The organism is Massilia glaciei, from assembly GCF_003011895.2.
Lineage (GTDB): Bacteria > Pseudomonadota > Gammaproteobacteria > Burkholderiales > Burkholderiaceae_D > Telluria_A > Telluria_A glaciei.
This window is the reverse complement of the sequence record NZ_PXWF02000102.1, coordinates 21,155-45,867: the sequence shown is the minus strand read 5'-3', so window position 1 is coordinate 45,867 and position 24,713 is coordinate 21,155. Positions and strand designations below refer to the sequence as shown.

Genomic DNA, 24,713 nt, shown 5'->3' with positions numbered 1-24,713 from the left:
GAATTGCTAAATTATACCCGCGCCCCCGATTCCCGCTTGGCGAGCGTGTGCGCGGCGAACAGGGCGTCGAAACCGGCCACCGCCGCGGCCACGCAGCTCGCCTGGTAGACGCTGCTGATGGCGGCCACCAGGTCGGCCCCGCGCGCCACCAGCGGCTGCGCGTTGGCCGGCGTCATGCCGCCGATCACCACCAGCGGCAGCGCGAGCGCGCGCTTGGCCTCGAGCACCAGGTCGGGCTCGGTGCGGAAGCTGTACTGCTTGACCTTGGACGGGTAGAAGCCGCCGAGGGCGACATAACTGGCGCCCGCGCGTTCGGCCTCGCGCGCCAGCGCCAGCTCGCCATAGCACGAGGCGCCGACGATCTTGCCGGGTCCGAGGGCGGCGCGCGCGTGCGCGAGCGCGCCGTCGGCGCCGCCCAGGTGCACGCCGTCCGCCCCGAGCGTCAGGCACAGCGACAAGTGGTCGTTGATGATCAAAGGGCGCCGGTAGCGCCGGCACAGCGACAGCAGCGCCGCGCCCTGCGCCACGCGCTGGGCCCAGCCGGCCGTCTTGTGTCGGTATTGCACCATGGCCGCGCCGGCGTCCAGTGCCTGTTCGGTGCTCTCGAGCAGCAGCTCGGTGTCGTCCCAGTCGGGGGTCACTATATATAAGCCGCGCATCATGGTTGCATCGCTCCTGTTGTTGGGTGGGGTGTTTCGAAGGGGATTGTTTCAAATGCTGGCTGGCGGCGCGGAATGCGCTGTCCGGGGCCGATCGCAAACGACTGCGCCAGCGCGGCGTGGCAATAAGCCTGGGCCCGCTCGAGCGCCTGTTCGACGCCGTCGCCGCGGGCGAGCCGCGCCGCGATCGCCGCCGCCAAGGTGCAGCCGCTGCCGTGGAACTGGCCGGCCAGGCGCGGCCAGCTCCAGCTGCGCGCCTCGCCACCGGCGCCGTGCCAGTCGTTGCGCACGGCGTCGCCGGCGCCATGGCCGCCCGTCACGAGCACGTGCGCGCCGGGCAGCGGGCCGATCCGCCCGGCCTCGGGCAGGTTGGGCACCAGCACCGTGGCCAGCGCCAGCAACGGCGCGAGCGCGTGCAGCGCGTCGCCGTGCCCGAGCAGGTCGCCATGGCCGCTCGCGAGCACCGGGTCGAGCACCACCGGCAGCGCCGGATCGCGCGCGCGCAGCAGCGCCAGCACGGCGGCGATGGCCTCGGCGTTGGCGCGGCTGCCCGGAATGCCGATCTTGACCGCCTTGACGGCGAAGCGTTCGACCAGCACGGCGGCCTGGCGCGCGAGCAGGGCGGTGTTGACCGGCACCACCTCGTGCACGCGGTTGTTGTCCTGCACGGTCAGGGCGGTGACCACCGGCAGCGCATGCGCGCCCTGGGCGGCGATGGCGCCGATGTCGGCCGCGATGCCGGCCCCGCCGCTCGGGTCGAGCCCCGCGAACACCAGCACGCAGGGCGTCGTCACGCGCCCTCCCCTCCAGCCCCGGCCGCGCCGAGCCGGCCCGCCAGCGGCGACGACGGCGAGGCGGCGAAGCGGCGCGGCATGCGCCCGGCCAGCCAGGCCTCGCGCCCGGCCATCACCGCCAGCCGCATCGCGCCGGCCATGCGCACCGGGTCGCGCGCGAGCGCGATGGCGCTGTTCATGAGCACGCCGTCGCAGCCCAACTCGAGCGCGATGGCCGCGTCCGAGGCGGTGCCGACGCCGGCGTCGACCAGCACCGGCACCGTGGCCTGTTCGATGATCAGCGACAGGTTCCAGGGGTTGACGATGCCCATGCCCGAGCCGATCAGCGAGGCCAGCGGCATGACGGCGACGCAGCCGATCTGTTCGAGCAGGCGCGCCTGGATCGGGTCGTCGCTGCAATAGACCATCACGTCGAAGCCGTCGCGCACCAGCGCCTCGGCCGCGACCAGCGTCTCGGGCATGTGCGGGAACAGCGTTTTGTCGTCGCCGAGCACCTCGAGCTTGACCAGTTTGTGGCCGCCGAGCAGCTCGCGCGCCATCTGCAGCGTGTAGACGGCGTCGCGCGCGGTGTAGCAGCCGGCCGTGTTGGGCAGGATCGTGTACTGCGACGGCGGCAGCACGTCGAGCAGGCTCGGCGCGTTCGGGTCCTGGCCGATGTTGACGCGCCGGATCGCCACCGTGACGATCTCGGCGCCGGCGGCGTCGGTCGCCTCGCGCGTCTGGGCCAGGTCGCGGTATTTGCCGCTGCCGACCAGCAGGCGCGAACGGTATTGCTTGCCGGCGATGGTGAGGAAATCTGTTTCGTTTGTCATATATTAGTCCTTGTAAAAACCGGCGGCGCCGAAGCCGCCCAGCCAAATTCATCTAAATCAAAAACCCACGCCGTCCTCGCGGAGGCGGTGGCGCATGCGCCACCCCCATGGAACGGTTACTCAGCGCCATCTTTCTATGGGTCCCCGCATGCGCGAGGACGATGTAGCTTTTCAGCCGCCGCCGATGGCGCGCACCAGGTCGACCCGGTCGCGCGCATTCAACACGCGCTGCGGCCATTGCGCCCTCGGCACCACCGCGCGGTTGACCGCGAGCGCCAGCGCCTGTTGTCCCAGCCCGAGCCCTTCGACCAGGCCGGACAGGGTGCACGCCGGCGCGACCGCGTGGGGCTCGCCGTTGAGTTCGATCTCGATCATGCTCATCCCTTGCTGTAGATTTCGGTCCCTTTTTTGACGAATTCGATCGCCTTGACCTCCATGCCCCGCTCGAGCGCGGCCGCGTCCGACACGCCCAGCGTGGCGGCGTAAGCGCGCACCTCCTGGGTGATCTTCATCGAGCAGAAATGGGGTCCGCACATGGAGCAGAAATGGGCCACCTTGGCCGACTCCTTGGGCAGCGTCTGGTCGTGGAACTGGCGCGCCCGGTCGGGGTCGAGCCCGAGGTTAAACTGGTCGTCCCAGCGGAACTCGAAGCGCGCCTTCGACAGCGCGTTGTCGCGGATCTGGGCGCCCGGGTGGCCCTTGGCCAGGTCGGCCGCGTGGGCCGCGATTTTATACGTGATGATGCCGTCCTTGACGTCGTCCTTGTCGGGCAGGCCGAGGTGCTCCTTGGGCGTGACGTAGCACAGCATCGCGGTGCCGTACCAGCCGATCAGGGCCGCGCCGATGCCCGAGGTGATGTGGTCGTAGCCGGGCGCGATGTCGGTCGTGAGCGGACCGAGCGTGTAGAACGGGGCCTCGCCGCATTGCTCGAGCTGCAGGTCCATGTTCTCCTTGATGAGCTGCATCGGCACGTGCCCCGGGCCCTCGACCATGACCTGCACGTCGTGCTTCCAAGCCAGCTCGGTGAGCTCGCCGAGCGTTTTGAGCTCGGCCAGCTGGGCCTCGTCGTTGGCGTCGTAGATCGAGCCCGGGCGCAGGCCGTCGCCGAGCGAAAAGGCGACGTCATAGGCCTTCATGATGGCGCAGATGTCCTCGAAATGGGTGTACAGGAACGATTCGCGGTGGTGCGCCAAGCACCACTTGGCCATGATCGAGCCGCCGCGCGAGACGATGCCTGTTAGCCGCTTGGCCGTCATCGGCACATAGCGCAACAGCACGCCGGCGTGGATCGTGAAGTAGTCGACGCCCTGCTCGGCCTGTTCGATGAGGGTGTCGCGAAAAATCTCCCAGGTCAGGTCCTCGGCCTTGCCGCCCACCTTTTCGAGCGCCTGGTAGAGCGGCACGGTGCCGATCGGGACCGGGCTGTTGCGGATGATCCATTCGCGCGTCTCGTGGATGTTCTTGCCGGTCGACAGGTCCATGACGTTGTCGGCGCCCCAGCGGATCGCCCAGGTCAGCTTGTCGACCTCCTCGCCGATCGACGAGGTCACGGCCGAGTTGCCGATGTTGGCGTTGATCTTGACGAGGAAATTGCGCCCGATGATCATCGGCTCGAGTTCCGGGTGGTTGATGTTGGCCGGGATGATGGCGCGCCCGCGGGCGATCTCCTGGCGCACGAACTCGCCCGTGATCTCGGCCGGGATGGCGGCGCCGAAGCTCTGGCCCGGGTGCTGGCGCGCCATCAGGGCGGCGTTGCGCTGCCCGGTTGGACCGGCCGCGCCCAGCGCCTCGAGGTACTGGCGGCGCTGCAGGTTCTCGCGGATCGCGACGAATTCCATCTCGGCGGTGACGATGCCGCGGCGCGCGTAGTGCTTCTGGGTCACGTTGGCGCCGCCCAGGGCGCGCCGCGGCGGGCGGCGCGCCGTGAAACGCAGGGCGTCGAGGCTGGCGTCGCCCTGGCGCGCGGCGCCGTAGCGCGAACTGGGACCGTCGAGCGACTCGGTGTCGGCGCGCGCGTCGATCCAGGCCTGGCGCGGCGTGGCCAGGCCGGCGCGGATGTCGATGCTGGCCTCGGGATCGGTGTACGGGCCCGAGGTGTCGTAGACATACACCGGCGCGTTGGGCTCGCCGCCGAAGTCGTCGCCGGTGGCGCCCTGTTCGATGACGCGCATCGGCACGCGCAGGTCGGGCCGGCTGCCTTGCACATACACTTTGCGCGAGTTGGGGAACGGGGCGATGGCGGCCAGGTCGACGGTGGCGCTGGCGGAATCGAATTTCAGTGGTGCGTTCATGTGGCTCCTTTGGGGGCAGGAGCCAGCAAAGGAGTCGGGGAACCGGGGCTTGCGGCGGGCGCGGGGCGCGCGGGAATGGCTCCCGCTCACGGTTCTTACTGGCTTCCCTTCGCTGGCATTATCCAGATCAGGTTCAGAGGGTGTTTCTCACCCGCGCGGCGCGATTGTTCGCGATTTGCAGGACCCCTAGCGTTTTGCTGCGTTGCGGCAGCGGATGGATTATACAACGTTTCTTTTGCGCGTTCCGGACCCGCGCGGCGCCTTTTGGTATGTGTCGCGCAACAACACTTGCTCAAATAATAAAGGACGCCGAAGCGTCCGTTTTTGCGTGATTTTTTCGCCCCATAGGGCATTGCCGCCCGGCAATGTACCTTGTTTCACGTGGCGGACCCATCAACGCGCAAAATAATAGCATCGAAATCGGAGATTACAAACAAATACAATTGCACACATAAACAATACAACACTTGCTGCATTCGCACATTTTCTTCGATTGATTGCACTAAAAAAAACCCCTACATTCGCTGCATTGCCTCACGAACAGGCAATTGTGTTTGGTACTACTTATAACAACCACTGCACCGGGGCCACAAGTCAACGGCGACAGTCTAAATATATCAATCGGAGAAATACACATGACGCAAAAACAATTCGCAGTATCCAAGCTCTCCCTGGCTGTCAAAGTACTGGTAGCCGGCGTCGCAGTAGGAGTTCTGGGTAGTGCTTCGGCCGCAGCCACTGACACGACACGCATGATCGTCGCGTTCAAACCGGGCAAAGCCGCTAACGTGAAGTCGGCCGTCGCAGCTGCGAAAGGTTCCGTCAAGCACGAAATCATGGGCATGAACGCCATGTCGATCGAAGTGTCGGCCAACGGCCTCAAAGGCCTGCAGAACAACCCAAACATTGAATACATCGAAGTCGACGAGAAGCGCGTGCCTTTCGCAGGCACCTCGCCTTCGACCGGCACCCCTTACGCACTCGGCCAATTGGTCCCTTACGGCATCAAGCAAGTCCAGGCCGACCAACTGTCCGACATCAACGCCGGCAACCGCAAGGTCTGCATTATCGACTCCGGCTACGACCGCGCCCACGAAGATCTGAGCAGCGGCACCAACATCACCGGTGAGTACGATGCGGGCACCGGCTGGTGGTACACCGACGAGAACAGCCACGGCACCCACGTCGCCGGCACCATCGCCGCCCTCAACAACAGCGGCACCGGCGTGGTCGGCGTCAATGCGAACAACAAGCTGAAACTGCACATCGTCAAGGTGTTCAGCGCCGCGGGCTGGGCATATTCGTCCTCCCTGGCCACCGCCGCCAACAAGTGCGGCGCGGCCGGCGCCAACGTGATCAGCATGTCGCTCGGCGGCGGCCGTTCGAACCGTACCGAGAAGAACGCTTTCGACAAGCTCGCCGCCGCCGGCGTCCTGAGCATCGCCGCTGCCGGCAACGACGGCAACACCGTGGTTTCCTACCCTGCCGGCTACACCAGCGTCATGATGGTCGGCGCTGTCGACGAAGCCAAAGCGTGGGCAACGTTCTCGCAGTACAACAGCTCGGTTGAAATCGCCGGTCCTGGCGTGAACGTGCTCTCGACGGTGCCAACCGGTTCCGGCAGCGCGCCGACCCTGGTCGTCGGCGGCGTGACGTACGCACCGGGCGGCATGGACGGTTCGCCAGTCAAGGTCGCCACGGGCGCTTTGGCCAACTTCGGCAACGGCGACGTCGTGACCGCCGGCTCGATGTCGGGCAAGGTTTGCCTGATCTCGCGCGGCGTGATCGACTTCGCCACCAAAGTGATGAACTGCCAGAACAGCGGCGGCGTCGGCGCGGCGATCTACAACAACGTCGCTGGCGGCTTCGGCGGCACCATGGGCACCGTCGTCAGCACCATCCCGTCGGTGACGGCGAGCGATGCTGAAGGCGCGGCCATGATGGGTCAACTCGGCCAATCGACAACGGTTGGCGTCGCTGCCAACAGCTACGCCTACTTCGACGGCACCTCGATGGCCACCCCGCACGTGTCGGCCGTCGCCGCGCTGGTGTGGAGCTACTTCCCAACTTGCACGGGCGCACAGATCCGCGCTTCGATGAACAAGTCGGCACTGGACCTCGGCCCGGTCGGCAAGGACAACAAGTACGGTAACGGCCTGGTGCAAGCCAAGACGATGCACACCCGTATCACGAACCTCGGTTGCGGCAACTAAGCAGCACGCGGCATCTAAAAAAGGACGCTCCGGCGTCCTTTTTTTTCGTCCTTACAAAAACCGCCCCCGGCCCGGCGCAGGCCGGCGCCGGTCAACTATAATGGGTGTTTTCGCCTATTTGAAGCCCTACACACCATGGAATTAGCCAAGTCTTTCGAGCCCGCCGACATTGAACAGTTCTGGCGCACAGAGTGGGAACAACGCGGCTACTTCGCCGCCACCATGGACGAGGGCAAGCCCGCGTTCAGCATCCAGCTGCCGCCGCCGAACGTGACGGGCACCTTGCACATGGGGCACGCGTTCAACCAGACCATCATGGACGGGCTGACCCGCTACTACCGCATGCGCGGCTTTAACACGGCGTGGATCCCGGGCACCGACCACGCGGGCATCGCGACCCAGATCGTGGTCGAGCGCCAGCTCGACGCGCAAAAGATCTCGCGCCACGACCTCGGGCGCGAGGCCTTCGTCGAGAAGGTCTGGGAGTGGAAGGAAAAATCGGGCAACATCATCACCGGGCAGATGCGCCGCATGGGCACCTCGCCCGACTGGCGGCGCGAGTACTTCACGATGGACGAGCCGCGCTCGAAGGTCGTCTCCGAGGTCTTCGTGCGCCTGTTCGAGCAGGGCCTGATCTACCGCGGCAAGCGGCTCGTCAACTGGGATCCGGTGCTCGGCACGGCGGTGTCCGACCTCGAGGTCGTGTCCGAGGAGGAAGACGGTTTCATGTGGTACATCCGCTACCCGCTGGCCGACGGCAGCGGCGAGCTCACGGTCGCGACCACGCGCCCCGAGACCATGCTCGGCGACGTCGCCGTGGCGGTCGACCCGACCGACGAGCGCTACCTGCCGCTGGTGGGCAAGATGCTCAAGCTGCCGCTGACCGACCGCGAAATCCCGGTCATCGCCGACAGCTATGTCGACAAGGAGTTCGGCACCGGCTGCGTCAAGATCACGCCCGCGCACGACTTCAACGACTATGCGGTCGGCCAGCGCCACAATCTGGAAAAAATCTGCATCCTCACGCTCGACGCCAAGATCACCGACGACGCCCCCGGCGCCTACGCCGGCATGGACCGCTTCGCCGCGCGCAAGCAGATCGTGGCCGACCTCGAGGCGCTCGGCCTGCTGGCCGAAACCAAGCCGCACAAGCTGATGGTGCCGCGGGGCGATCGCACCGGCGTGGTCATCGAGCCGATGCTCACCGACCAGTGGTTCGTGGCGATGAGCAAGCCGGCGCCGGAAGGCACCTTCTTCCCCGGCAAGTCGATCGCCGAGGTCGCGCTTGAAAAAGTGGCGCAGGGCGAGATCAAGTTCGTGCCTGAAAACTGGAGCACGACCTACAACCAGTGGCTCGAGAACATCCAGGACTGGTGCATCTCGCGCCAGCTGTGGTGGGGCCACCGGATTCCCGCCTGGTACGACGAGGCGGGCAATATTTTTGTGGCGCGTAGCGAGCAGGAGGCCCAGGCCAAGGCGGCGGCCGCCGGCTCGACCGGCGCGCTGCGGCGCGACGACGACGTGCTCGACACCTGGTTTTCGTCGGCGCTGGTGCCGTTCTCGACCATGGGCTGGCCCGAGGAAACCCCGGACATGAAGATGTTCATGCCCTCGTCGGTGCTGGTGACCGGCTTCGACATCATCTTCTTCTGGGTCGCGCGCATGGTCATGATGACCGCGCACTTCACGGGCAAGGTGCCGTTCGAGACGGTGTACGTGCACGGCCTGGTGCGCGACTCGACGGGCGCGAAGATGTCCAAATCCAAGGGCAACACGCTCGACCCGATCGACCTGATCGACGGCGTCGGCATCGACGCCTTGGTCGAAAAGCGCACGAGCGGGCTGATGAACCCGCGCGCGGCCGAAAAAATAGCCAAGGCCACGCGCCGCGAGTTCCCGGAGGGCATCGCCGCCTACGGCGCCGACGCCGTGCGCTTCACCATGGCCAGCTACGCCTCGCTGGGACGCAACATCAATTTCGACCTCGGCCGCGCCGAGGGCTACCGCAACTTCTGCAACAAGATGTGGAACGCGACCAAGTTCGTGCTCATGAACACGGAGGGAAAGGATTGCGGCGCCAGCCCGGCCGACCTGTCGCAGGCCGACCGCTGGATCGTTTCTATGATGCAGCGCGCCGAGCTCGAGGTGGCCAAGGGTTTCCAGGACTACCGCTTCGACAACATCGCCGCCGCCATCTACAAATTCGTCTGGGATGAGTTTTGCGACTGGTATCTGGAGGTGGCCAAGGTCCAGGTCCAGAACGGCTCCGAAGGCCAGCAGCGCGCGACCCGCCACACCCTGCTCCGCGTGCTCGAGGTGATCCTGCGCATGGCCCATCCGATCATTCCGTTCGTCACCGAGGAGCTGTGGCAGACGATCGCGCCGCTGGCCGGCAAGAAGCTTGCCGCGGATGCCGCTTCGATCATGATGCAGCCGTATCCGGAGGCGGACGCGGCCCTGATCGACGAGGCCGCCGAGCAATGGATGGGCCAGCTCAAGGCGCTCACCGACTCGACCCGCAACCTGCGCGGCGAGATGAAGATTTCACCGCAGTTGCGGGTCCCGCTGATCATGGAGGCGGGCGACGCCGCCGACCGCGCGCGGCTGGCCAGCTTCGCGCCCTACATCCAGATGCTCGGCAAGCTGTCGGAGGTCAACATCGTCGACGCGCTGCCGGAGTCGCCGGCGGCCGTGTCGGTGGTCGGCACCACCAAGCTCATGCTCAAGGTCGAGATCGACGTCGCCGCCGAGCGCGAGCGCATCTCGAAGGAGATCACGCGCATCGACGGCGAGATCGCCAAGATCCACGGCAAGCTCGGCAACGAGAGTTTCGTGGCGCGCGCGCCGGCCGCCGTGGTGGCGCTGGAGAACGAAAGGCTTGTCAATTTCTCAGCAACAATCGCCAAATTGCGTGAGCAGTTTGCTAAACTGAACGCTGATTAATTCCTTTGGAGACCACGATGCGCCTTTTGAAAATCGCCTGCCTCAGCGCCCTGGTGCTGGCCCTGCCCGCCGCCTGGGCCGCCGACGCGACGCCGGTCGGCTTGTGGAAGAACATCGACGACGTCACGGGCCAGCCGAAGGCGCTGATCCGCATCAGCGACAACCAAGGCGAGCTGCAGGGCAAGATCGAGAAATTGTTCCGCAAGCCCGGCACGGAGCAGAATCCGGTCTGCACGCTGTGCGACGGCGCCAACAAGGGCCAACCCGTGATCGGCATGATGTTCATGTGGGGCCTGAAGAAGGACGGCGAGGAGTTTGCCGGCGGCAGCATCCTCGACCCGGACAACGGCAAGGTCTACAAGAGCAAGATGTCGCTGGTCGAGGGCGGCAAAAAGCTCAAGGTGCGCGGCTATGTCGGGGTGCCGATGTTCGGGCGCTCGCAGACCTGGGTGCGCCAGGAGTAGTTTCCTCGCTTTGAAGTACAAAAAGCCACGCGCACGCCGGCCCGACCGGATGCACGTGGCTTTTTTCATTTTCATATAGGCCGAGTGCTATGCAAGATCGCATAGCGCGTGCAAGCGCAATTCAATATTGACTAGCTGCGCGCCTATCTCGCGTGTTTTGCCAGGTGCCGGTCGAGCTGGTTGCCGAAATTCTGGCGGTCGGCCTGGCCGAACGGCGGCGGCCCGCCCGTGTCGACGCCGCCTTCGCGCAACTGCTCGAGAAAGGCGCGCATCGACAGGGCCTGTGCGATGTTGTCCTTGGTGTAAAACTCGCCGCGCGGATTGAGCGCGAAGCCACCCTTCCCGAGCACCAGCGAGGCCAGCGGGATATCTGCCGTGACAACCAGGTCGCCCGCCGACAACAGGCGCACGATCTCGGCGTCGGCCACGTCGGCCCCGGCCGGCACCTGCAGGGCCCGGATGAAGCGCGAGCCCGGCACGCGCATGAGCTGGTTCGCGACCAGCGTGGTGACGATCTGCTTACGGTCGGCGGCGCGGAACAGGATTTCCTTGATCACCACCGGGCAGGCGTCCGCATCGACCCAAATTTGCATCATCTGTTGGCGCATCCCGTGAAAACATTAACGCGCAAGTATAAACGGGCCGGCATCGACAAATGGTTGATTGAACCGGGCAACGCCTGCATACTCGCACTATTCTTAATAAATTATCATCTAGCCCGTCAAGGCAGACATGCATAAAACGTTCAGCAATCCCATCGACAGCGTCCTGCGCGCGCTCGCGCTGGGCTTGATCCGCTTCTACCGGCGCTTCATCTCGCCCTACAAGGGATTCCGTTGCGCCTATTGCGCAATGACGGGCAACGCGAGTTGCTCCACGCTGGGCTACCGGGCGGTCCGCCGCTATGGCGCCTTTCAAGGGGTGCAAGTGTTGCGCGGCCGGCTCTTCAAATGCGGCCTCGCCTACCGCCGTTACCACGCGCCCGCGCTGCGCTCGGTCAACCGGCAAGCGGGCTTCTGCGATTGCGACCCCGGCTGCGACATGCCGGGCACCGGCGGTGGCGGCGGAATGTGCGACAAGGGAGGCAAGGCCTGCGGCTGCGCCACCGACATCATCGATTGCGGCAGCTCCGACAAGAAAAAGCGCAGGCGGGACGAGGAGCGCCACATCCCGCCGCCCTCGGGCGGCAACAGGTAAACCATCCGCCAGACAAAGGAATCAGCATGACCACACAAGCCAACGCGTTTCTGATCGCCGGCGCCGCACTGAGCGCCATCGCCGCCGCCATGCATCTTGGGTGCATATTCTTTGGCGCCCCGTGGTACCGCTTTTTCGGCGCCGGCGAAAAGATGGCGCTCATGGCCGAAGCCGGCTCGGCCTACCCGACCAAGATCACGCTCGTGATCACCCTCGTTTTGCTGAGCTGGTCGGCCTACGCGCTGTCGGGCGCGGGCGTGCTGCCGCGGCTGCCACTGCTGCGCCCGGTATTGTGCGCGATCACCGCCGTGTATTTGCTGCGCGGCTTCGCCTTCTACCCGCTCATGAAAATCATTCCCGGCAACAGCCTCACGTTCTGGCTGTGGAGCGCGGGCGTCTGCGCCGTCTTCGGCGTTGTCCACCTGATCGGCCTGAAGCAGGTTTGGTCGACCTTGTAGGACATAAAAAAAACCCGCGCATGCCACGCGGCACAACGCGGGTTCGTCTGGCGCTAGCGTGGCTTAGGCGCCTTTCTGCCCCGCGACCCAAGTCTTGACGCGCGCCTCGAGCACATCGAGCGGCAAGGCGCCCGCGCCCAGGATCTGGTCGTGGAAGGCGCGGATGTCGAACTTGCCGCCGAGCTGCTCCTTGGCGTAGGCGCGCAGCTCGAGGATCTTGAGCTGGCCGATCTTGTAGCCCAGCGCCTGGCCCGGCCACACGATGTAGCGGTCGGTCTCGCTTTGGACTTCGACCTCCTCGATGCCCGAGTGGTCATGGAAGTAATCGACAACCTGTTGGCGGTTCCACTTCTTGTAGTGCAGGCCGGTGTCGACCACGAGCCGGATCGCGCGCAGCATCTCGTCCTGCAGGTGGCCGTAATAGCTGTACGGATCGCTGAAGAAGCCGGTCTCCTGGCCCAGCCGCTCGGAGTACAGCGCCCAGCCCTCGGCGTAGGCGGTGTAGTTGCCCTGCGTGCGAAATTGCGGCAACGCCGGCAATTCCTGCGCGATCGCGATCTGCATGTGGTGGCCCGGCACGCCCTCGTGCAACGCGGTGGTCTCGATGCCGATCGTCGAACGCTTGGCGAAGTCGCCCGTGTTGACCATCACGCGGCCGACGCGCGAGCCGTCCCGCGTGCCCTGGTTGTATTGCGCCCCGGACGCGCCCTTCTCGCGGAACTCCTCGATCTGGACGACCTTCATCTTCCCCTTCGGCATCAAGGTGAACAGCTCCGGCAACTTCGCGTACATCTGGTCCGTGTATTTGTTGTACAGGTCGATGATGTGCTGGCGCGACTTCGGACGCAGGTCCGGGTTGGCGGCGATGCTCGCGTTGAACGACTTCAAGTCCTTGAAGCCGAGTTTGTTGGCGGTGGAGAGCATCTGGCCTTCGATGCGGGCGACCTCGGCCAGGCCGATCTGGTGGATTTCCTCGGGTGTCTTGTCGGTCGTGGTCGAGGCCTTGGCGCGGAAGGCATAGCGCGCCTCGCCGTCCGGCAGCGACCACAGGCCGACATGCTTGCGCCCGTGCGGCTGGTACTTGGTCTTGACGAAGGTCGAGAATTTTTTGTACGCGGGCATCACGCCGTTGTCGATCGCGGCCAGCATCTCCTTGCGCAGGCGCGCCTTGTCGGCGTTTGAAAACGTGGCCGGGAGGCGCGTGAGCGGCTCGGCGAAGGGCGAGGCGGCGGCCTTCATGGCGGCGATGGTGTCGCTTTGCTTGGCGATTTTGGGAATCAGGAAATCGGGCGGCATCATGCCGTCCTTGATGCCCTTCTGCATCTGGATCGTGGTCTCGTTGAACAAGCGCGGCAGCTGGCGCAGGCGCGCGATGTAGTCCTCGTAGTCCTTGACGGTGTCGAATGCGAGCGAGGCGGCCAGTTGCGGCATGTCGAGGTGGATGCCCGAGTTTTGCGCGACCGGCATCTGCCAGTCCTTGAAGCGCGCGCCCTCGATGCCCTGGCGCAGCGAGCGCACCATCAGGTCCTTGTTCAATTGCTCCTGCACGGGAAAGCCGGCCGTGTCGATCGCCTCGAAACGTTGGAGCCAGTCGGCGCTGGCCTTGAGGTCGGCCTCGATCGCAGCCTGCGAGAAATCGCTGAGGCGGTCGTTGTAGCGCTTGTCGCCGATGATCGACGCCCACTCGGGGTTGTTGCGCATCGTGTATTCCCACTGCTCCTTGATCAGGCTGTCGAGCGCCTTGCGGCGGCTGTCGAGGTCGGGCGCGGCGGCGTGGGCCACGCCGAGGATCAGGGAAAACAGCAGCGCGGACGCGCCGATCGAACGGAAAGGTTTCATGGAGTTCCTTAAAGGTTGCTCTTGGTTCTGGTCTGGGGCCAGCGTCAGATTGCCCGGCTGATCGTGTTTTGGGCGAAAAGCCGGGGATGTTGCACTATAGGCGAGGCGGCTTGGCGCCGGGCGCGCGAAGTGACAGGCTGCACATTTGCGGGATTGGAACGTAACAATGGGGGGCCAGGCGCGGCGCGCACTGTTGGAGCGCTTGACAGCGGCAGGCGCCGGGATCAGGATCAGGATTCAGGTGGAGCACGCCGGGCCAACTGGGGAGGACAATGAAAACAGTCACGTTTTCGCTGCAATCGTCCGATGCGGCGATGGCGAAGTTCGTTGAGACCTGGCACCGCGGTACGCCAGACTAATCCGAGCACATTACATTTGGTAGCGCAGAATTGGCATGGAGCGTTATGACGTCCGATCGCCGGGCGCTACTCGACGCATTATGCGGTGCGGGGCCAGTCTGCGTACACGACGCTGCGCGCCGGGTCGACCGCGACCTCCAAACTGTCGGGGGCGATATCGACGCGTTATTGAATGCCGGCGTCCTCGGGCGCACCGATGACGGCGCTATTATCTTTCCCTACGACGCGGTCAAGATCGCGTTCTAGCCTACATCAACCTTGCAAGTTGTCCCACAGCTCGCCATTGGGTCCCGTGCGCGGGGCGGCAACGCCGAAGTGCGCGTAGGCCAGCGGCGTGGCGACCCGGCCGCGCGGGGTGCGCTGCAGATAGCCTTGCTGGATCAGATAAGGTTCGAGCACATCCTCGATGGTGTCGGCCGCCTCGCCGATGGCCGCGGCAAGGTTGCCGATGCCGACCGGACCGCCGCCGAACTTGAACAACACCGCCTCGAGCAGCTTGCGGTCCATCACGTCGAAGCCGACCGTGTCGACGTCGAGCATGACGAGCGCGGCGTCGGCCATCGCCTTGGTGATTTCGCCCGTGCCCTTGACGTCGGCGTAGTCGCGCACGCGCCGCAGCAGCCGGTTGGCGATGCGCGGGGTGCCGCGCGCGCGCATGGCGATCTCGTGCGCGCCGTCGTCGACGATCGGGGCGTTGAGCAGGGCCGCGCTGCGCGTGACGATGCGCGCCAGCTCGGCCGCGGTGTAAAACTCGAGCCGCTCGACGATGCCGAAGCGGTCGCGCAAGGGATTGGTCAGCATGCCCGCGCGCGTGGTCGCGCCGACCAGCGTGAACGGCTGCAAGTCGAGCTTGACCGAGCGCGCGGCCGGGCCCTCGCCGATCATGATGTCGATCTGGTAGTCCTCGAGCGCGGGGTACAGAATTTCTTCGACCACCGGCGAGAGGCGGTGGATCTCGTCGATGAAGAGCACGTCGTTGGCTTCGAGATTGGTCAAAATCGCCGCCAGATCGCCCGGGCGCTCGAGCACCGGGCCCGAGGTCTGGCGCAGGTTGACCCCCATTTCGCGCGCGATGATGTGCGCCAGCGTGGTCTTGCCCAAGCCCGGCGGGCCGAACAGCAAAGTGTGGTCGAGCGCCTCGCGGCGCTTGCGCGCGGCGGCGATGAAGATCTCGAACTTGCCGCGGATTTTTTCCTGCCCGATGTACTCGTCGAGGTGCTTTGGGCGCAAGGCGCGCTCGATCGCCTCCTCGTTCGGGGAGGCGGGCGTGGCGGCGATGACGCGCTGCTCGCTGAAATCGTCGGTCTGGATGCTCATTGCTTAACCCTGCTGGTAGTTGATTCCGCTTAGCCCTTGGACAAGGCCTTGAGTGCGAACTTGATGCCGTCCGATACGGTGGTTCCGACCGGCATGTTTTTGATCGCGGCCAGCGCCTCCTTGTCAGAATACCCCAGCGCCTGCAGCGCGTTGAGAATATCGGATTGTGCGTCGTTGTGGACCACGCCGCCGGCGCTGCCGAGGTCGGCCCCGAGCCTGCCTTTGAGCTCGAGCAGCAGCCGCTCGGCGGTCTTCTTGCCGATGCCGGGTACCTTGACCAGCCGGCCCGCCTCCTGCAGGGTGACGGCCTGGGCCAGGTCGGCGATCGTCATGCCCGACAGGATCGACAGCGCGGTGCGCGCGCCGACGCCGGTGATCTTGATCAACTGGCGGAACACGGTGCGTTCTGCCGCGTTGCCGAAACCGAACAGCAAATGGGCGTCCTCGCGGATCGCCTGGTGCGTGAACAGCGTGACCTTCTCGCCCAGTTGCGGCAGGTTGTAGTAGGTGCTCATGGGCACGTCGACCTCGTAGCCGACGCCATTGCAATCGACCAGCAGTTGCGGGGGATTTTTTTCGAGCAGGATTCCGGAAATGCGACCAATCATCTGATGCCTTGTGGATGTTTAAACGAGACGGCCGCGCTTCATGCGCAAACCCTTCAGGCCGGGTGCGAGCGCGCCGATCAGCGCCAGCGCATCATGGCTGTTGGCGTGGCATATGGCAACCCCGAGCGCGTCGGCGGCGTCGCTGCCGGGCAGGCCGGGCAGCACCAGCAGGCGCGCGACCATGTCCTGCACCTGCTCCTTGGCCGCCTTGCCGTGCCCCACCACCGCCTGCTTGACCTGCAAGGCGGTGTATTCGGCCACGTCGAGGTCGGCGGACACGAGCGCCGTGATGGCGGCGCCGCGCGCCTGCCCCAGCAACAGGGTCGACTGCGGGTTGACGTTGACGAACACTTTCTCGATCGCGGCGCAGTCGGGCCGGTAGGTCGCGACGACCTCGACGATGCCGCGCAGGATGATTTTCAGGCGGCCGGGCAACTCGCCCTCGGCCACCGTCTTGATGGTGCCCGAGGCGATGTAGCGCAGCTTGCTGCCTTGTTTTTCGATGACGCCGAAGCCCGTCGTGCGCAGGCCGGGGTCGATGCCCAGAATAATCATGTGTGAATCATATACTGCTGGGCAAGGGAGCGGTCGCCAATGCGAAGTGAAAACGGCAACGGCTGATTCTGCGGAAAAAGCCACATCGTCCTCGCGCATGCGGGGACGAGGTTGCTTTTTTTACTTTGTGGCGAACTAGGAGACGCCGCGATTCCCGCGGCGCCCAGGCAATAATCAGTGACGGAAATGGCGCGCGCCGGTGTACAGCATGACCACGCCGCGCTCGTCGGCGGCGTCGATCACCTCCTGGTCGCGCATCGAACCGCCCGGCTGGATCACGCAGCTCGCGCCGGCGTCGACCACCACGTCGAGGCCGTCGCGGAACGGGAAGAACGCGTCCGAGGCCACGGCCGAGCCGGTCAGCACGAGGCCGGCGTTCTGCGCCTTGATCGAGGCGATCCGGGCCGAATCGATGCGGCTCATCTGCCCCGCCCCCACGCCCAGCGTCATGCCATTGCCGCAGAATACGATCGCGTTCGACTTGACGTACTTGGCCACGCGCCAGGCGAACATCAGGTCCCGCAGTTGCTGCTGGGTCGGTTGCAGCTTGGTGACCACGCGCAAGTCGCCGAGGCCGACGTTCTTGGCGTCGGGCGACTGCACCAGCAGGCCGCCGCCGACGCGCTTGACGTCGAACGGGTTTTGGCCGACGCCGAGCGCGATCTCGAGCACGCGCACGTTTTGCTTGGCGGCCATCAGCTGGCGCGCCTCGTCGGTGAACCCGGGCGCGATCAGCACCTCGACGAACAACTTGGCGATCGCCTCGGCGGTCCTGGCGTCGACTTCGGTGTTGAAGGCGATGATGCCGCCAAAGGCCGACGTCGGATCGGTCTGCAGCGCGCGGCTGTAGGCGTCGAAGGAATCGGCGCCGATCGCCACGCCGCACGGGTTGGCATGCTTGACGATCACGCAGCCGGCCGGCTGGCCCAGGCCGCCGAGCGACTTGACGCATTCCCAGGCCGCGTCGGCGTCGGCGATGTTGTTGTACGACAGCTCCTTGCCCTGCAGCTGGCGGTAGTTGGCCAGCGCGCCGGCGGCCGGCGCCAGGTCGCGGTAGAAGGCGGCCGTCTGGTGCGGGTTCTCGCCGTAGCGCATGTCCTGCACCTTCTCAAAGCTCATGTTCAGGGTTTGCGGATAGGCCGCGCGGCTCGCGTGCGCCTTGTCCTCGCCCAGGCTGGTCAGGTAGTTGGTGATCGCGCCGTCGTATTGCGCGGTGTGCGCGAACACTTTCTTGGCGAGCATGAACTTGGTGTCGTAGCCGACGTCGCCGGCGGCCGCGCCCGTGCCCTTCATTTCTGCCAGCACGCGGCCGTAGTCGGCCGGGTCGCACACGACGACCACATCCTTGTGGTTCTTGGCCGCCGAGCGCAGCATGGTCGGGCCGCCGATGTCGATGTTCTCGATCGCGTCCTCGAGCGTGCAGCTGTCCTTGGCCACGGCTTGCTGGAACGGATACAGGTTGACCACGACCATGTCGATGGTCGGAATGTTGTGCTCGCTCAGCTTGGCCACATGGTCCGGAAAGTCGCGCCGCGCGAGGATGCCGCCGTGCACCTTCGGGTGCAGGGTCTTGACGCGCCCGTCGAGCATCTCGGGAAAGCCCGTGTAGTCGGCCACTTCCGTCACCGCCACGCCGTTGTCGGCGAGCAGTTTGGCGGTGCCGCCGGTGGACAGGATCTTGACGCCGAGCGCGGACAGGGCGCGCGCGAAGTCGAGCACGCCGGTCTTGTCGGAAACGGAAATGAGGGCTTGTTGGATCATGGGAGTGGCCTAGGTTGTGGTGTGTTTGGTGTTTGCGGGGTGGCGGCCTACCGGCCGGCACTCCCCCCTATCGGGACACAGGGAGCACGGCCACCCGGTGTGCGACGCTTTACAGCAGTCCGTGCTCCTGCAACTTCTTGCGCAGGGTGTTGCGGTTGATCCCGAGCATCTGGGCGGCGTGCGACTGGTTGCCCTCGGCACGCATCATGACCACTTCGAGAATCGGTTTTTCGACCGTCAGGACGACCATATCGTAGATGTTCGACGGTTGCTGCTCGCCGAGGTCGTTGAAATACTCCTCAAGACTTTTCTGGACGACTTCCTGGATACTTTCTTTGCTCATTTTGCGTGCTTGATCCGGCTGATTGATGTTTTGCACGGCGCGCTGGTGGCGGCCGCCGATCCATAGACTGTTCTTGTTTGGTGCGTGCAGTGTTGCCAGTGTTGCTTATGCGGCCAGTGGTTCTGGCGCGCCGGGCCGATATTGTAACCGCTCCCCGAAACGTTGTTGTGTTCGAAAAAAATTATCAACCGCCGCCAATTGGGCGCTGGTCGATTCGAGCAGGTTCATTTGCTGGCGGAACGGCTCGCCGCCCTCGAGCTCGCGCACGTACCAGCCGATGTGCTTGCGCGCGGTGCGCACCCCGAGGAACTCGCCGTAGAACGCATAGTGCGCCTCGAGGTGTTCGTGCATCAGGGCGCGCACCTCGTCGACCATGGGCGCGGGCAGGTGCTCGCCGGTGCGCAGGAAATGGTCGATCTCGCGGCAGATCCACGGCCGGCCCTGCGCCGCGCGGCCGATCATGATGGCGTCGGCGCCGGTGGCGGCGAGCACCATGCGCGCTTTTTCGGGGGTCGTGATGTCGCCGTTGGCGACCACGGGGATGCCGACGGCGGCCTTGACGGCGGCGATCGTGTCGTACTCGGCCTCGCCGCTGTAGCCGTCGGCGCGGGTGCGCCCGTGCAAGGTCAGCATCTGGATCCCGGCCTGCTCGGCGATGCGGGCGATGCGCAGCGCGTTTTTGTTTTCGCGGTTCCAGCCGGTGCGGAACTTGAGCGTGACGGGCACGTCGACGGCCGCCACCACGGCGTTGAGGATTTTTTCGACCAGGTCTTCGTGCTGCAACAGGGCCGAGCCGCACCAGCTGTTACACACCTTTTTCACGGGACACCCCATGTTGATGTCGATGATCTGGGCGCCGCGCTCGACATTGAAGCGCGCGCAATCGGCCAGGTCCTGCGGGTCGGCGCCGGCGATCTGCACCGCCTTCGGCTCCATTTCGCCCGCGTGGTCGGTGCGGCGCGTGCTTTTTTCGGTCGCCCACAGGCGCGGATTGGACGCGGCCATCTCGGACACGGCGTAGCCGGCCCCGAGTTGTTTACACAACTGGCGGAACGGGCGGTCGGTCACGCCGGCCATGGGCGCGACGAACACGTTATTGCGCAGCGTATAGGGTCCGATTTGCACAGGAGGGCGAGAAAGAGTGGGCGGGAACCCGCTATTTTACCTCACCGCTGCTCAATTAATAAGCACTATTTTTGCACCCAAGTAAGCGTGGAATTGCACAAAACGGCATGCCGCGCCGTTCGCTTGGACTGGGGAAAGCTAGTTGAGTTCGTCGAGCACGTCGTCCCGGAGGTGCCCGACCTCGCCCCAGCTTGCCAGGCTGAGCTTGCCATCGGCAAGCGTGAAGCGGTTGATGCTCGCGTTTATCACGGCGAAGTCGCGCGGCGTCTCGAGCGACAGGCCGAGCGCGGCGCGGTAGGCGCACTCGAGCACGCCGCCGTGGGCGACCAGCGCCAGCGTGCGCCCCGGGTGGCGCGCGCCCAGCGCGACGATCGCGCCCACCGCGCGGTGGTAGAACTGGCGGAAGGTTTCGGCCTCGCGCAGGCCGTCCGGCATCGCCGCGTCGACCCTGCGCGCCTGCCACGCCGCGAATTCGGCCGGGAAGCGTTGCTCGATCTCGGCGTAGAGCAGGCCCTCGAAGCCGCCGAAGCAGCGCTCGCGCAGGCCCGGCTCGCGCGGCACCGGCAGGCCGTGGTGGCCTGCGATGGCCTCGGCGGTCTGCCAGGCGCGCTGCAGGTCGCTGGCCACGACCGCGTCGATCCGCTCGGCCGCCAGCACGGCCGCCAGCGCGCCGGCCTGGCGCTCGCCCTCGGCGTTGAGGGCGATGTCGATGTGGCCCTGCAGGCGGCGCTCGGCGTTCCAGGCGGTTTCGCCATGGCGGATGAGCAAGATCGTGGTCGGACGCGTGGTGCTGCTGATGTTAGTTATGGGCATGGGCTGTGGCCGGCCGCCCGCGCGGGGCGGGGCCAGCGAATCGTGAATTGGCGGCGCTTACACCGACAGTGTGGCGGCGACGTCGGGATTGAGCGAGTAGACCCCGAAGATGCGCGCCTCGTCGAGGATGTGGCCGCGGATCGCCAGGCGCGCCTCGGGGCCCGTGAAACTGCCCTCGAGCGGAAACACGCGCACGTCGAGCGCATACAGGGTGAACACATAGGTGTGCAACCGCAGGTCGTTCCACGGGGGGCATGGACCGTCGTAGCCGTAGTACTCGCCGGCCATGTCGGGGTCGGTCGCGAACCAGCTCGTGTAGTCGTTGATGCCCTGGCGCAGTTGGTGTTCGGTGCCGTTCTTGATGGTGAAAGGCACTTGCGGGCCCGGCTTGCCGTGCGGCGTGACGAGCTCGGAGAACATGCCGGCCTTGATCGAATCGATCGCGACGGGAATGTCGACCAGCGTCCAGTGGAAAAACTCGGCCCGCGGCAGGTCGGCCGCGACGTGGCGGCCGTCGCGGTTGACGTCGGTGCCCACCGTCGGCGCGTCGTTGTCGTGGCAGAACAGGATCAGCGACTCGGTGCCGGGCGGAACGTCGTCCCAGGCCAGGTGCGGATTGCGGTTGGTCGACAGGCGCACGTGTTGCAACGGATCGATGACGGCGAACGCGCACTCCGGCGGAATCACGCCGCCGTCGGTAAATGACTCACTCCAAAGCTTCATGGTTTTTCTCCCCCACTGATGTTATTGACAGTCGCCCGGCGCGCCGGTTCACTCGCTGGCCAGGTCAGGCTTGGCCTGTGGCGCAGGCTGCGGCCGCGGCTTGGGTTGCGGCCGCGGTTGCGGCTGCGGTTGCGGCTGCGGTTGCGGCTTCACCTGGAGCCAGAACGTGACCGGTCCGTCGTTAGTCAACGACACCTTCATGTCGGCGCCGAATTTCCCTGTCTCAACTATGCCATGCCTGCTCCGCGCCTGGCGCACAAGGTAATCGAACAGCCGCAAGCCGTCCCGCGGGCTCGCCGCCGGCGTGAACGACGGCCGCGTGCCCGAGCGCGTGTCGGCCGCGAGCGTGAACTGCGGCACCAGCAGCAAGTCGCCGGCGACGTCGGTCACGCTCAGGTTCATCTTGCCGGCCGCGTCCGAAAACACGCGGTAGCCCAGCATTTTTCCGAGCAGCGCGTCGGCCTCCTTCTCGGTGTCGCCCCGTTCGGCGCACAGCAGCACCATCAGGCCGGCGCCGATCGCGCCCACGCTGGCGCCCTCGACCAGCACGCTGGCCTCGCTCACGCGCTGCAACAGCGCGATCATGCGGACAAGGTCACGCGGGCGAACTTGCGCTTGCCGACCTGCAGCACGAAAGTGCCGGCCCCGACCTTGAGCGCCTTGTCGCTGACGGCGGCGCCGTCGATCTTGACGCCGCCCTGCTCGACCATGCGCATCGCCTCGGACGCCGAGGCGCACAGGCCGGCCTGGCGCAGCAGCACGGCGATGCCCAGCGGCGCGCCGGCGAGCGCGAGCTCGGGCACGTCGTCGGGGACCCCGCCCTTGGAGCGGTTGACGAAGTCGGCCAGCGCGTCGGTGGCGGCCTGGGCGGAGTGGAAGCGCGCGACGATTTCTTGCGCCAATGCAACTTTAGCCTCGCGCGGATTGAGGCCCGCCGCGACCTCGGACTTGAGCGAGGCCAAGTCAGCGATCGAGCGGAACGACAGCAATTCGTAATAACGCCACATCATCGTGTCCGAAATGCTCATCAGTTTGCCAAACATCATATTGGCGGGCTCGGTGATGCCGATATAATTGTTCTTGGACTTGGACATTTTATCAACACCGTCGAGCCCCTCCAGCAAAGGCATCGTCAGTATGCACTGCTGCTCCTGCCCGTAATCCTTCTGCAGTTCGCGGCCAACAAGCAAGTTGAATTTCTGATCTGTTCCACCCAGCTCAAGATCGGCCTTTAAAGCGACGGAATCGTAGCCTTGCATGAGCGGATACAGGAACTCATGGACCGAAATGGGTGTCCCACTCTTGTAGCGCTTGGTAAAGTCGTCACGCTCCATCATCCGCGCCACCGTGTAGCGCGAAGCCAGTTCGATCATCCCGCGCGCGCCCAGCGGGTCGGACCATTCCGAGTTGTACCTGATTTCCGTGCGCGCGGGGTCAAGCACCAGGGAGGCCTGCTTGAAATACGTCATCGCGTTCAGTTCGATCTGTTCTTTGGTCAGCGGCGGGCGCGTGATGTTGCGGCCCGACGGATCACCGATCATCGACGTGAAGTCGCCGATCAAAAAAATCACCTGATGCCCCAGGTTTTGCAGCTGGCGCATCTTATTGAGCACCACCGTATGCCCGAGGTGCAAGTCGGGCGCGGTCGGGTCGAGCCCGAGCTTGATGCGCAGCGGCTGGCCGCTTTGCTCCGAACGCGTTAGTTTTTGCGCGAATTCGCTTTCGATGAGCAATTCATCGACGCCGCGCCTGGTGATTGCCAGCGCCTCCCGCACGGCGTCGGTCAGGGGCAAAGGGGGCGAACCGGCGGCGCTGGCAACGTTTTTCGAGGGTGTTACTGGAGTGGTCATATAGGCAAATCTAACGAAATCTAACAAATAAGGGAGGAAAAAAATTCGATGCACGTCAAGACGCTGATATAATTCGCGATTCCCATCAATCTTGCCGCACGAAAACTATCCGAAAAAATAACAATAGAAATCAAAGCTGTACGGATGTTCAAGTGCCAAATTTTAACTGATTGCATGAACCCTACAAACAAAATCAAGACGACTAGCTGGCCCAGCCTGCTGGGAACGACCCGGAAGGCGCGCATCATCAGCGTCTCGGCAATCTTCCTCGCAGTTTGCGCGTTCGGCGCCGCCGGCGTAGCACCGCTGGCCCCCGATGCGTCCGATATCCCAGTCAAGTCCATCGCCCAAGACCTCGAACTGCCGAACCTGGCGGACCAGATCACCGCGCTCCAGCAGGACGACCAAGAATTCATCCACGAAGAAAAGATCCGCAACGGCGACACCCTGTCGGCGCTGCTCAATCGGCTCGGCGTGGACGATCCCGCGGTCGTCAAATTCATCAAGACCGACAAGATCGCCAAAGGCGTGCTCCAGCTTAAGAGCGGCAAGCGCGTCCAGGTCAAGATCAGCCAGACGGGCGAGCTGCAATGGCTGCAGGCGACGCTCGTCGACGGCAAGGACACCCCGGTCAACAACATCATCGTCACGCGCGAAGGCGACAAGTTCGCCGCCAAGCTGACGCCGGCCAATCTCGAGCGCCGCGTCGAGATGCGCGCCCGCGAAATCACCCATTCCCTGTATTCGGCGACCGACTCGACCTCCGATGGCGGCAAGCTGCCTGACGGCATCGTCGCCCAGATCATCGAAATGTTCTCCACCAACATCGACTTCCGTTCCGACCTGAAACGCGGCGACCGTTTCAACGTGGTCTACGAGACGTTCTGGTCGGGCGGCGAGATGGTGCGCGTGGGCCGCATCCTGGCCGGCGAGTTCACCAACCGCGGCACCACCTACCAATCGGTGTGGTTCGAGGACCCCGTCACCAAGCAGGGCGGCTATTACAGCCTCGACGGCAAGGCGCTCAAAAAGGCCTTCCTCAAGTCGCCGCTCGAATTCTCCCGTATTTCGTCGGGCTTCTCGATGCGCACCCACCCGATCTCGGGCAAATGGAAGGCGCACAAGGGCGTCGACTTCGCCGCCGCGCAGGGCACCCCGATCCGCGCCACGGGCGACGGCGTGATCGACTTCGCGGGCGTTCAGGGCGGCTACGGCAACACCGTGGTCATCAAGCACTGGGCCGGCTACTCTACCGCCTACGCCCACTTGAGCCGTTTCGTGCCAAGCAAGCGCAAGGGCGCCAAGGTGATGCAGGGCGAAGTGATCGGCTACGTCGGCTCGACCGGTTGGTCGACCGGCGCCCACCTGCATTACGAGTTCCGCATCAACAACGAAGCGCGCGACCCGATGAAGATCAAGGTGCTCGCGCAAGCGCCGCTGAGCCCATCCGAAATGGCGCGCTTCCGCATGGCGGCGTCCGACATGAGCCACCGCTTCGCCCTGCTGCGTCCGGCCGGCGCACCGATGGCGGCGCGCTGATCGTGCCGTCCTGATATAGTTCTTCACAACACCCGCCGCGTGCGGGTGTT

Annotated in this window: 23 protein-coding genes, 1 pseudogene and 1 riboswitch; of the genes and pseudogenes, 7 read left to right on the top strand and 17 right to left on the bottom strand. The window is 65.1% G+C overall.

Annotation, left to right across the window (positions count from 1 at the left end; genetic code table 11):
• Positions 1-11: 11 nt before the first annotated feature.
• From thiE to thiC, 5 genes are all read right to left on the bottom strand, one after another.
• Positions 12-659, bottom strand: a complete 648-nt coding sequence (gene thiE / locus C7C56_RS07745; RefSeq protein WP_106756885.1) for a thiamine phosphate synthase — start codon at positions 657-659, stop codon at positions 12-14.
• The gene (gene thiD, locus C7C56_RS07740) at positions 659-1,453 is read right to left on the bottom strand and encodes a bifunctional hydroxymethylpyrimidine kinase/phosphomethylpyrimidine kinase (RefSeq protein WP_106756859.1); all 795 of its coding nucleotides are present in this window, start codon (positions 1,451-1,453) and stop codon (positions 659-661) included. Before thiD ends, thiE begins: the two co-directional genes overlap by 1 nt.
• Positions 1,450-2,265, bottom strand: a complete 816-nt coding sequence (locus C7C56_RS07735) for a thiazole synthase (protein ID WP_106756858.1) — start codon at positions 2,263-2,265, stop codon at positions 1,450-1,452. The genes thiD and C7C56_RS07735 overlap by 4 nt, the downstream gene beginning before the upstream one ends.
• A 171-nt stretch (positions 2,266-2,436) precedes the next feature.
• Positions 2,437-2,640: a sulfur carrier protein ThiS gene (thiS, locus tag C7C56_RS07730; RefSeq protein ID WP_106756857.1), complete on the bottom strand. Its 204-nt coding sequence runs from the start codon at positions 2,638-2,640 to the stop codon at positions 2,437-2,439.
• Between the two features lie 2 nt (positions 2,641-2,642).
• The gene (gene thiC / locus C7C56_RS07725) at positions 2,643-4,556 is read right to left on the bottom strand and encodes a phosphomethylpyrimidine synthase ThiC (protein ID WP_106756856.1); all 1,914 of its coding nucleotides are present in this window, start codon (positions 4,554-4,556) and stop codon (positions 2,643-2,645) included.
• Positions 4,557-4,643: 87 nt separating this feature from the next.
• Positions 4,644-4,754: riboswitch (TPP riboswitch) on the bottom strand.
• Positions 4,755-5,191: 437 nt separating this feature from the next.
• On the opposite strand from thiC, the gene C7C56_RS07720 reads away from it, so the two are divergent.
• The 3 genes from C7C56_RS07720 to C7C56_RS07710 all read left to right on the top strand — a co-directional run bounded on the left by C7C56_RS07720 (position 5,192) and on the right by C7C56_RS07710 (position 10,176).
• Positions 5,192-6,769 (top strand): S8 family serine peptidase, encoded by a 1,578-nt coding sequence (locus tag C7C56_RS07720; protein ID WP_106756855.1) that lies wholly within the window; start codon positions 5,192-5,194, stop codon positions 6,767-6,769.
• Positions 6,770-6,904: 135 nt separating this feature from the next.
• Positions 6,905-9,712 carry a valine--tRNA ligase gene (locus C7C56_RS07715; protein ID WP_106756854.1) on the top strand — a complete coding sequence of 936 codons (2,808 nt, stop codon included), beginning with the start codon at positions 6,905-6,907 and terminating at the stop codon, positions 9,710-9,712.
• 17 nt (positions 9,713-9,729) lie between these two features.
• A complete protein-coding gene (locus tag C7C56_RS07710) occupies positions 9,730-10,176 on the top strand; it encodes a DUF2147 domain-containing protein (RefSeq protein ID WP_106756884.1) in 447 nt (148 codons plus the stop codon).
• A gap of 143 nt (positions 10,177-10,319) precedes the next feature.
• Here C7C56_RS07710 and C7C56_RS07705 read toward each other — a convergent pair whose 3' ends face one another.
• A complete protein-coding gene (locus C7C56_RS07705; RefSeq protein WP_106756883.1) occupies positions 10,320-10,769 on the bottom strand; it encodes a YaiI/YqxD family protein in 450 nt (149 codons plus the stop codon).
• Between the two features lie 139 nt (positions 10,770-10,908).
• On the opposite strand from C7C56_RS07705, the gene yidD reads away from it, so the two are divergent.
• Both yidD and C7C56_RS07695 read left to right on the top strand, forming a co-directional pair.
• Positions 10,909-11,373, top strand: coding sequence for a membrane protein insertion efficiency factor YidD (gene yidD / locus C7C56_RS07700; protein WP_106756853.1), 465 nt, complete (start codon positions 10,909-10,911; stop codon positions 11,371-11,373).
• 26 nt (positions 11,374-11,399) lie between these two features.
• Positions 11,400-11,831 carry a hypothetical protein gene (locus tag C7C56_RS07695; RefSeq protein ID WP_106756852.1) on the top strand — a complete coding sequence of 144 codons (432 nt, stop codon included), beginning with the start codon at positions 11,400-11,402 and terminating at the stop codon, positions 11,829-11,831.
• 63 nt (positions 11,832-11,894) lie between these two features.
• On the opposite strand, the gene C7C56_RS07690 is transcribed toward C7C56_RS07695, so the two are convergent.
• Positions 11,895-13,670 (bottom strand): DUF885 domain-containing protein, encoded by a 1,776-nt coding sequence (locus tag C7C56_RS07690; protein ID WP_106756851.1) that lies wholly within the window; start codon positions 13,668-13,670, stop codon positions 11,895-11,897.
• A gap of 404 nt (positions 13,671-14,074) precedes the next feature.
• Here C7C56_RS07690 and C7C56_RS07685 point away from each other — a divergent pair, with 404 nt between their 5' ends.
• The gene (locus C7C56_RS07685) at positions 14,075-14,275 is read left to right on the top strand and encodes an HVO_A0114 family putative DNA-binding protein (RefSeq protein WP_229458372.1); all 201 of its coding nucleotides are present in this window, start codon (positions 14,075-14,077) and stop codon (positions 14,273-14,275) included.
• Between the two features lie 6 nt (positions 14,276-14,281).
• Here C7C56_RS07685 and ruvB read toward each other — a convergent pair whose 3' ends face one another.
• From ruvB to tyrS, 10 genes and pseudogenes are all read right to left on the bottom strand, one after another.
• Positions 14,282-15,346: a Holliday junction branch migration DNA helicase RuvB gene (gene ruvB / locus C7C56_RS07680; protein WP_106756850.1), complete on the bottom strand. Its 1,065-nt coding sequence runs from the start codon at positions 15,344-15,346 to the stop codon at positions 14,282-14,284.
• A gap of 29 nt (positions 15,347-15,375) precedes the next feature.
• Positions 15,376-15,954 carry a Holliday junction branch migration protein RuvA gene (ruvA, locus tag C7C56_RS07675; RefSeq protein ID WP_106756849.1) on the bottom strand — a complete coding sequence of 193 codons (579 nt, stop codon included), beginning with the start codon at positions 15,952-15,954 and terminating at the stop codon, positions 15,376-15,378.
• 18 nt (positions 15,955-15,972) lie between these two features.
• Positions 15,973-16,509, bottom strand: coding sequence for a crossover junction endodeoxyribonuclease RuvC (ruvC, locus tag C7C56_RS07670; protein WP_106756848.1), 537 nt, complete (start codon positions 16,507-16,509; stop codon positions 15,973-15,975).
• Positions 16,510-16,683: 174 nt separating this feature from the next.
• Entirely contained in the window at positions 16,684-18,270 is a 1,587-nt protein-coding gene (gene purH / locus C7C56_RS07665) for a bifunctional phosphoribosylaminoimidazolecarboxamide formyltransferase/IMP cyclohydrolase (RefSeq protein ID WP_106756847.1), read from the bottom strand.
• Between the two features lie 109 nt (positions 18,271-18,379).
• Positions 18,380-18,613 carry a helix-turn-helix domain-containing protein gene (locus C7C56_RS07660; protein WP_106756846.1) on the bottom strand — a complete coding sequence of 78 codons (234 nt, stop codon included), beginning with the start codon at positions 18,611-18,613 and terminating at the stop codon, positions 18,380-18,382.
• Positions 18,614-18,718: 105 nt separating this feature from the next.
• A complete protein-coding gene (dusB, locus tag C7C56_RS07655; protein ID WP_106756845.1) occupies positions 18,719-19,738 on the bottom strand; it encodes a tRNA dihydrouridine synthase DusB in 1,020 nt (339 codons plus the stop codon).
• 138 nt (positions 19,739-19,876) lie between these two features.
• Positions 19,877-20,551, bottom strand: coding sequence for a histidine phosphatase family protein (locus C7C56_RS07650; RefSeq protein WP_106756844.1), 675 nt, complete (start codon positions 20,549-20,551; stop codon positions 19,877-19,879).
• A 57-nt stretch (positions 20,552-20,608) separates the two neighbouring features.
• On the bottom strand, positions 20,609-21,274 hold the full coding sequence (locus C7C56_RS07645; protein ID WP_106756843.1) for a YbhB/YbcL family Raf kinase inhibitor-like protein: 666 nt from the start codon (positions 21,272-21,274) through the stop codon (positions 20,609-20,611).
• A 147-nt stretch (positions 21,275-21,421) separates the two neighbouring features.
• Positions 21,422-21,859: pseudogene (gene dtd, locus C7C56_RS07640) on the bottom strand (D-aminoacyl-tRNA deacylase); the annotation flags it as partial.
• Positions 21,856-23,124 carry a tyrosine--tRNA ligase gene (gene tyrS, locus C7C56_RS07635; RefSeq protein WP_106756841.1) on the bottom strand — a complete coding sequence of 423 codons (1,269 nt, stop codon included), beginning with the start codon at positions 23,122-23,124 and terminating at the stop codon, positions 21,856-21,858. The gene tyrS and the pseudogene dtd, both read right to left, overlap by 4 nt.
• Before the next feature lie 174 nt (positions 23,125-23,298).
• Between tyrS and C7C56_RS07630 the strand changes: the two genes are divergently transcribed.
• A complete protein-coding gene (locus tag C7C56_RS07630) occupies positions 23,299-24,663 on the top strand; it encodes a M23 family metallopeptidase (protein WP_106756840.1) in 1,365 nt (454 codons plus the stop codon).
• Positions 24,664-24,713 lie beyond the last annotated feature (50 nt).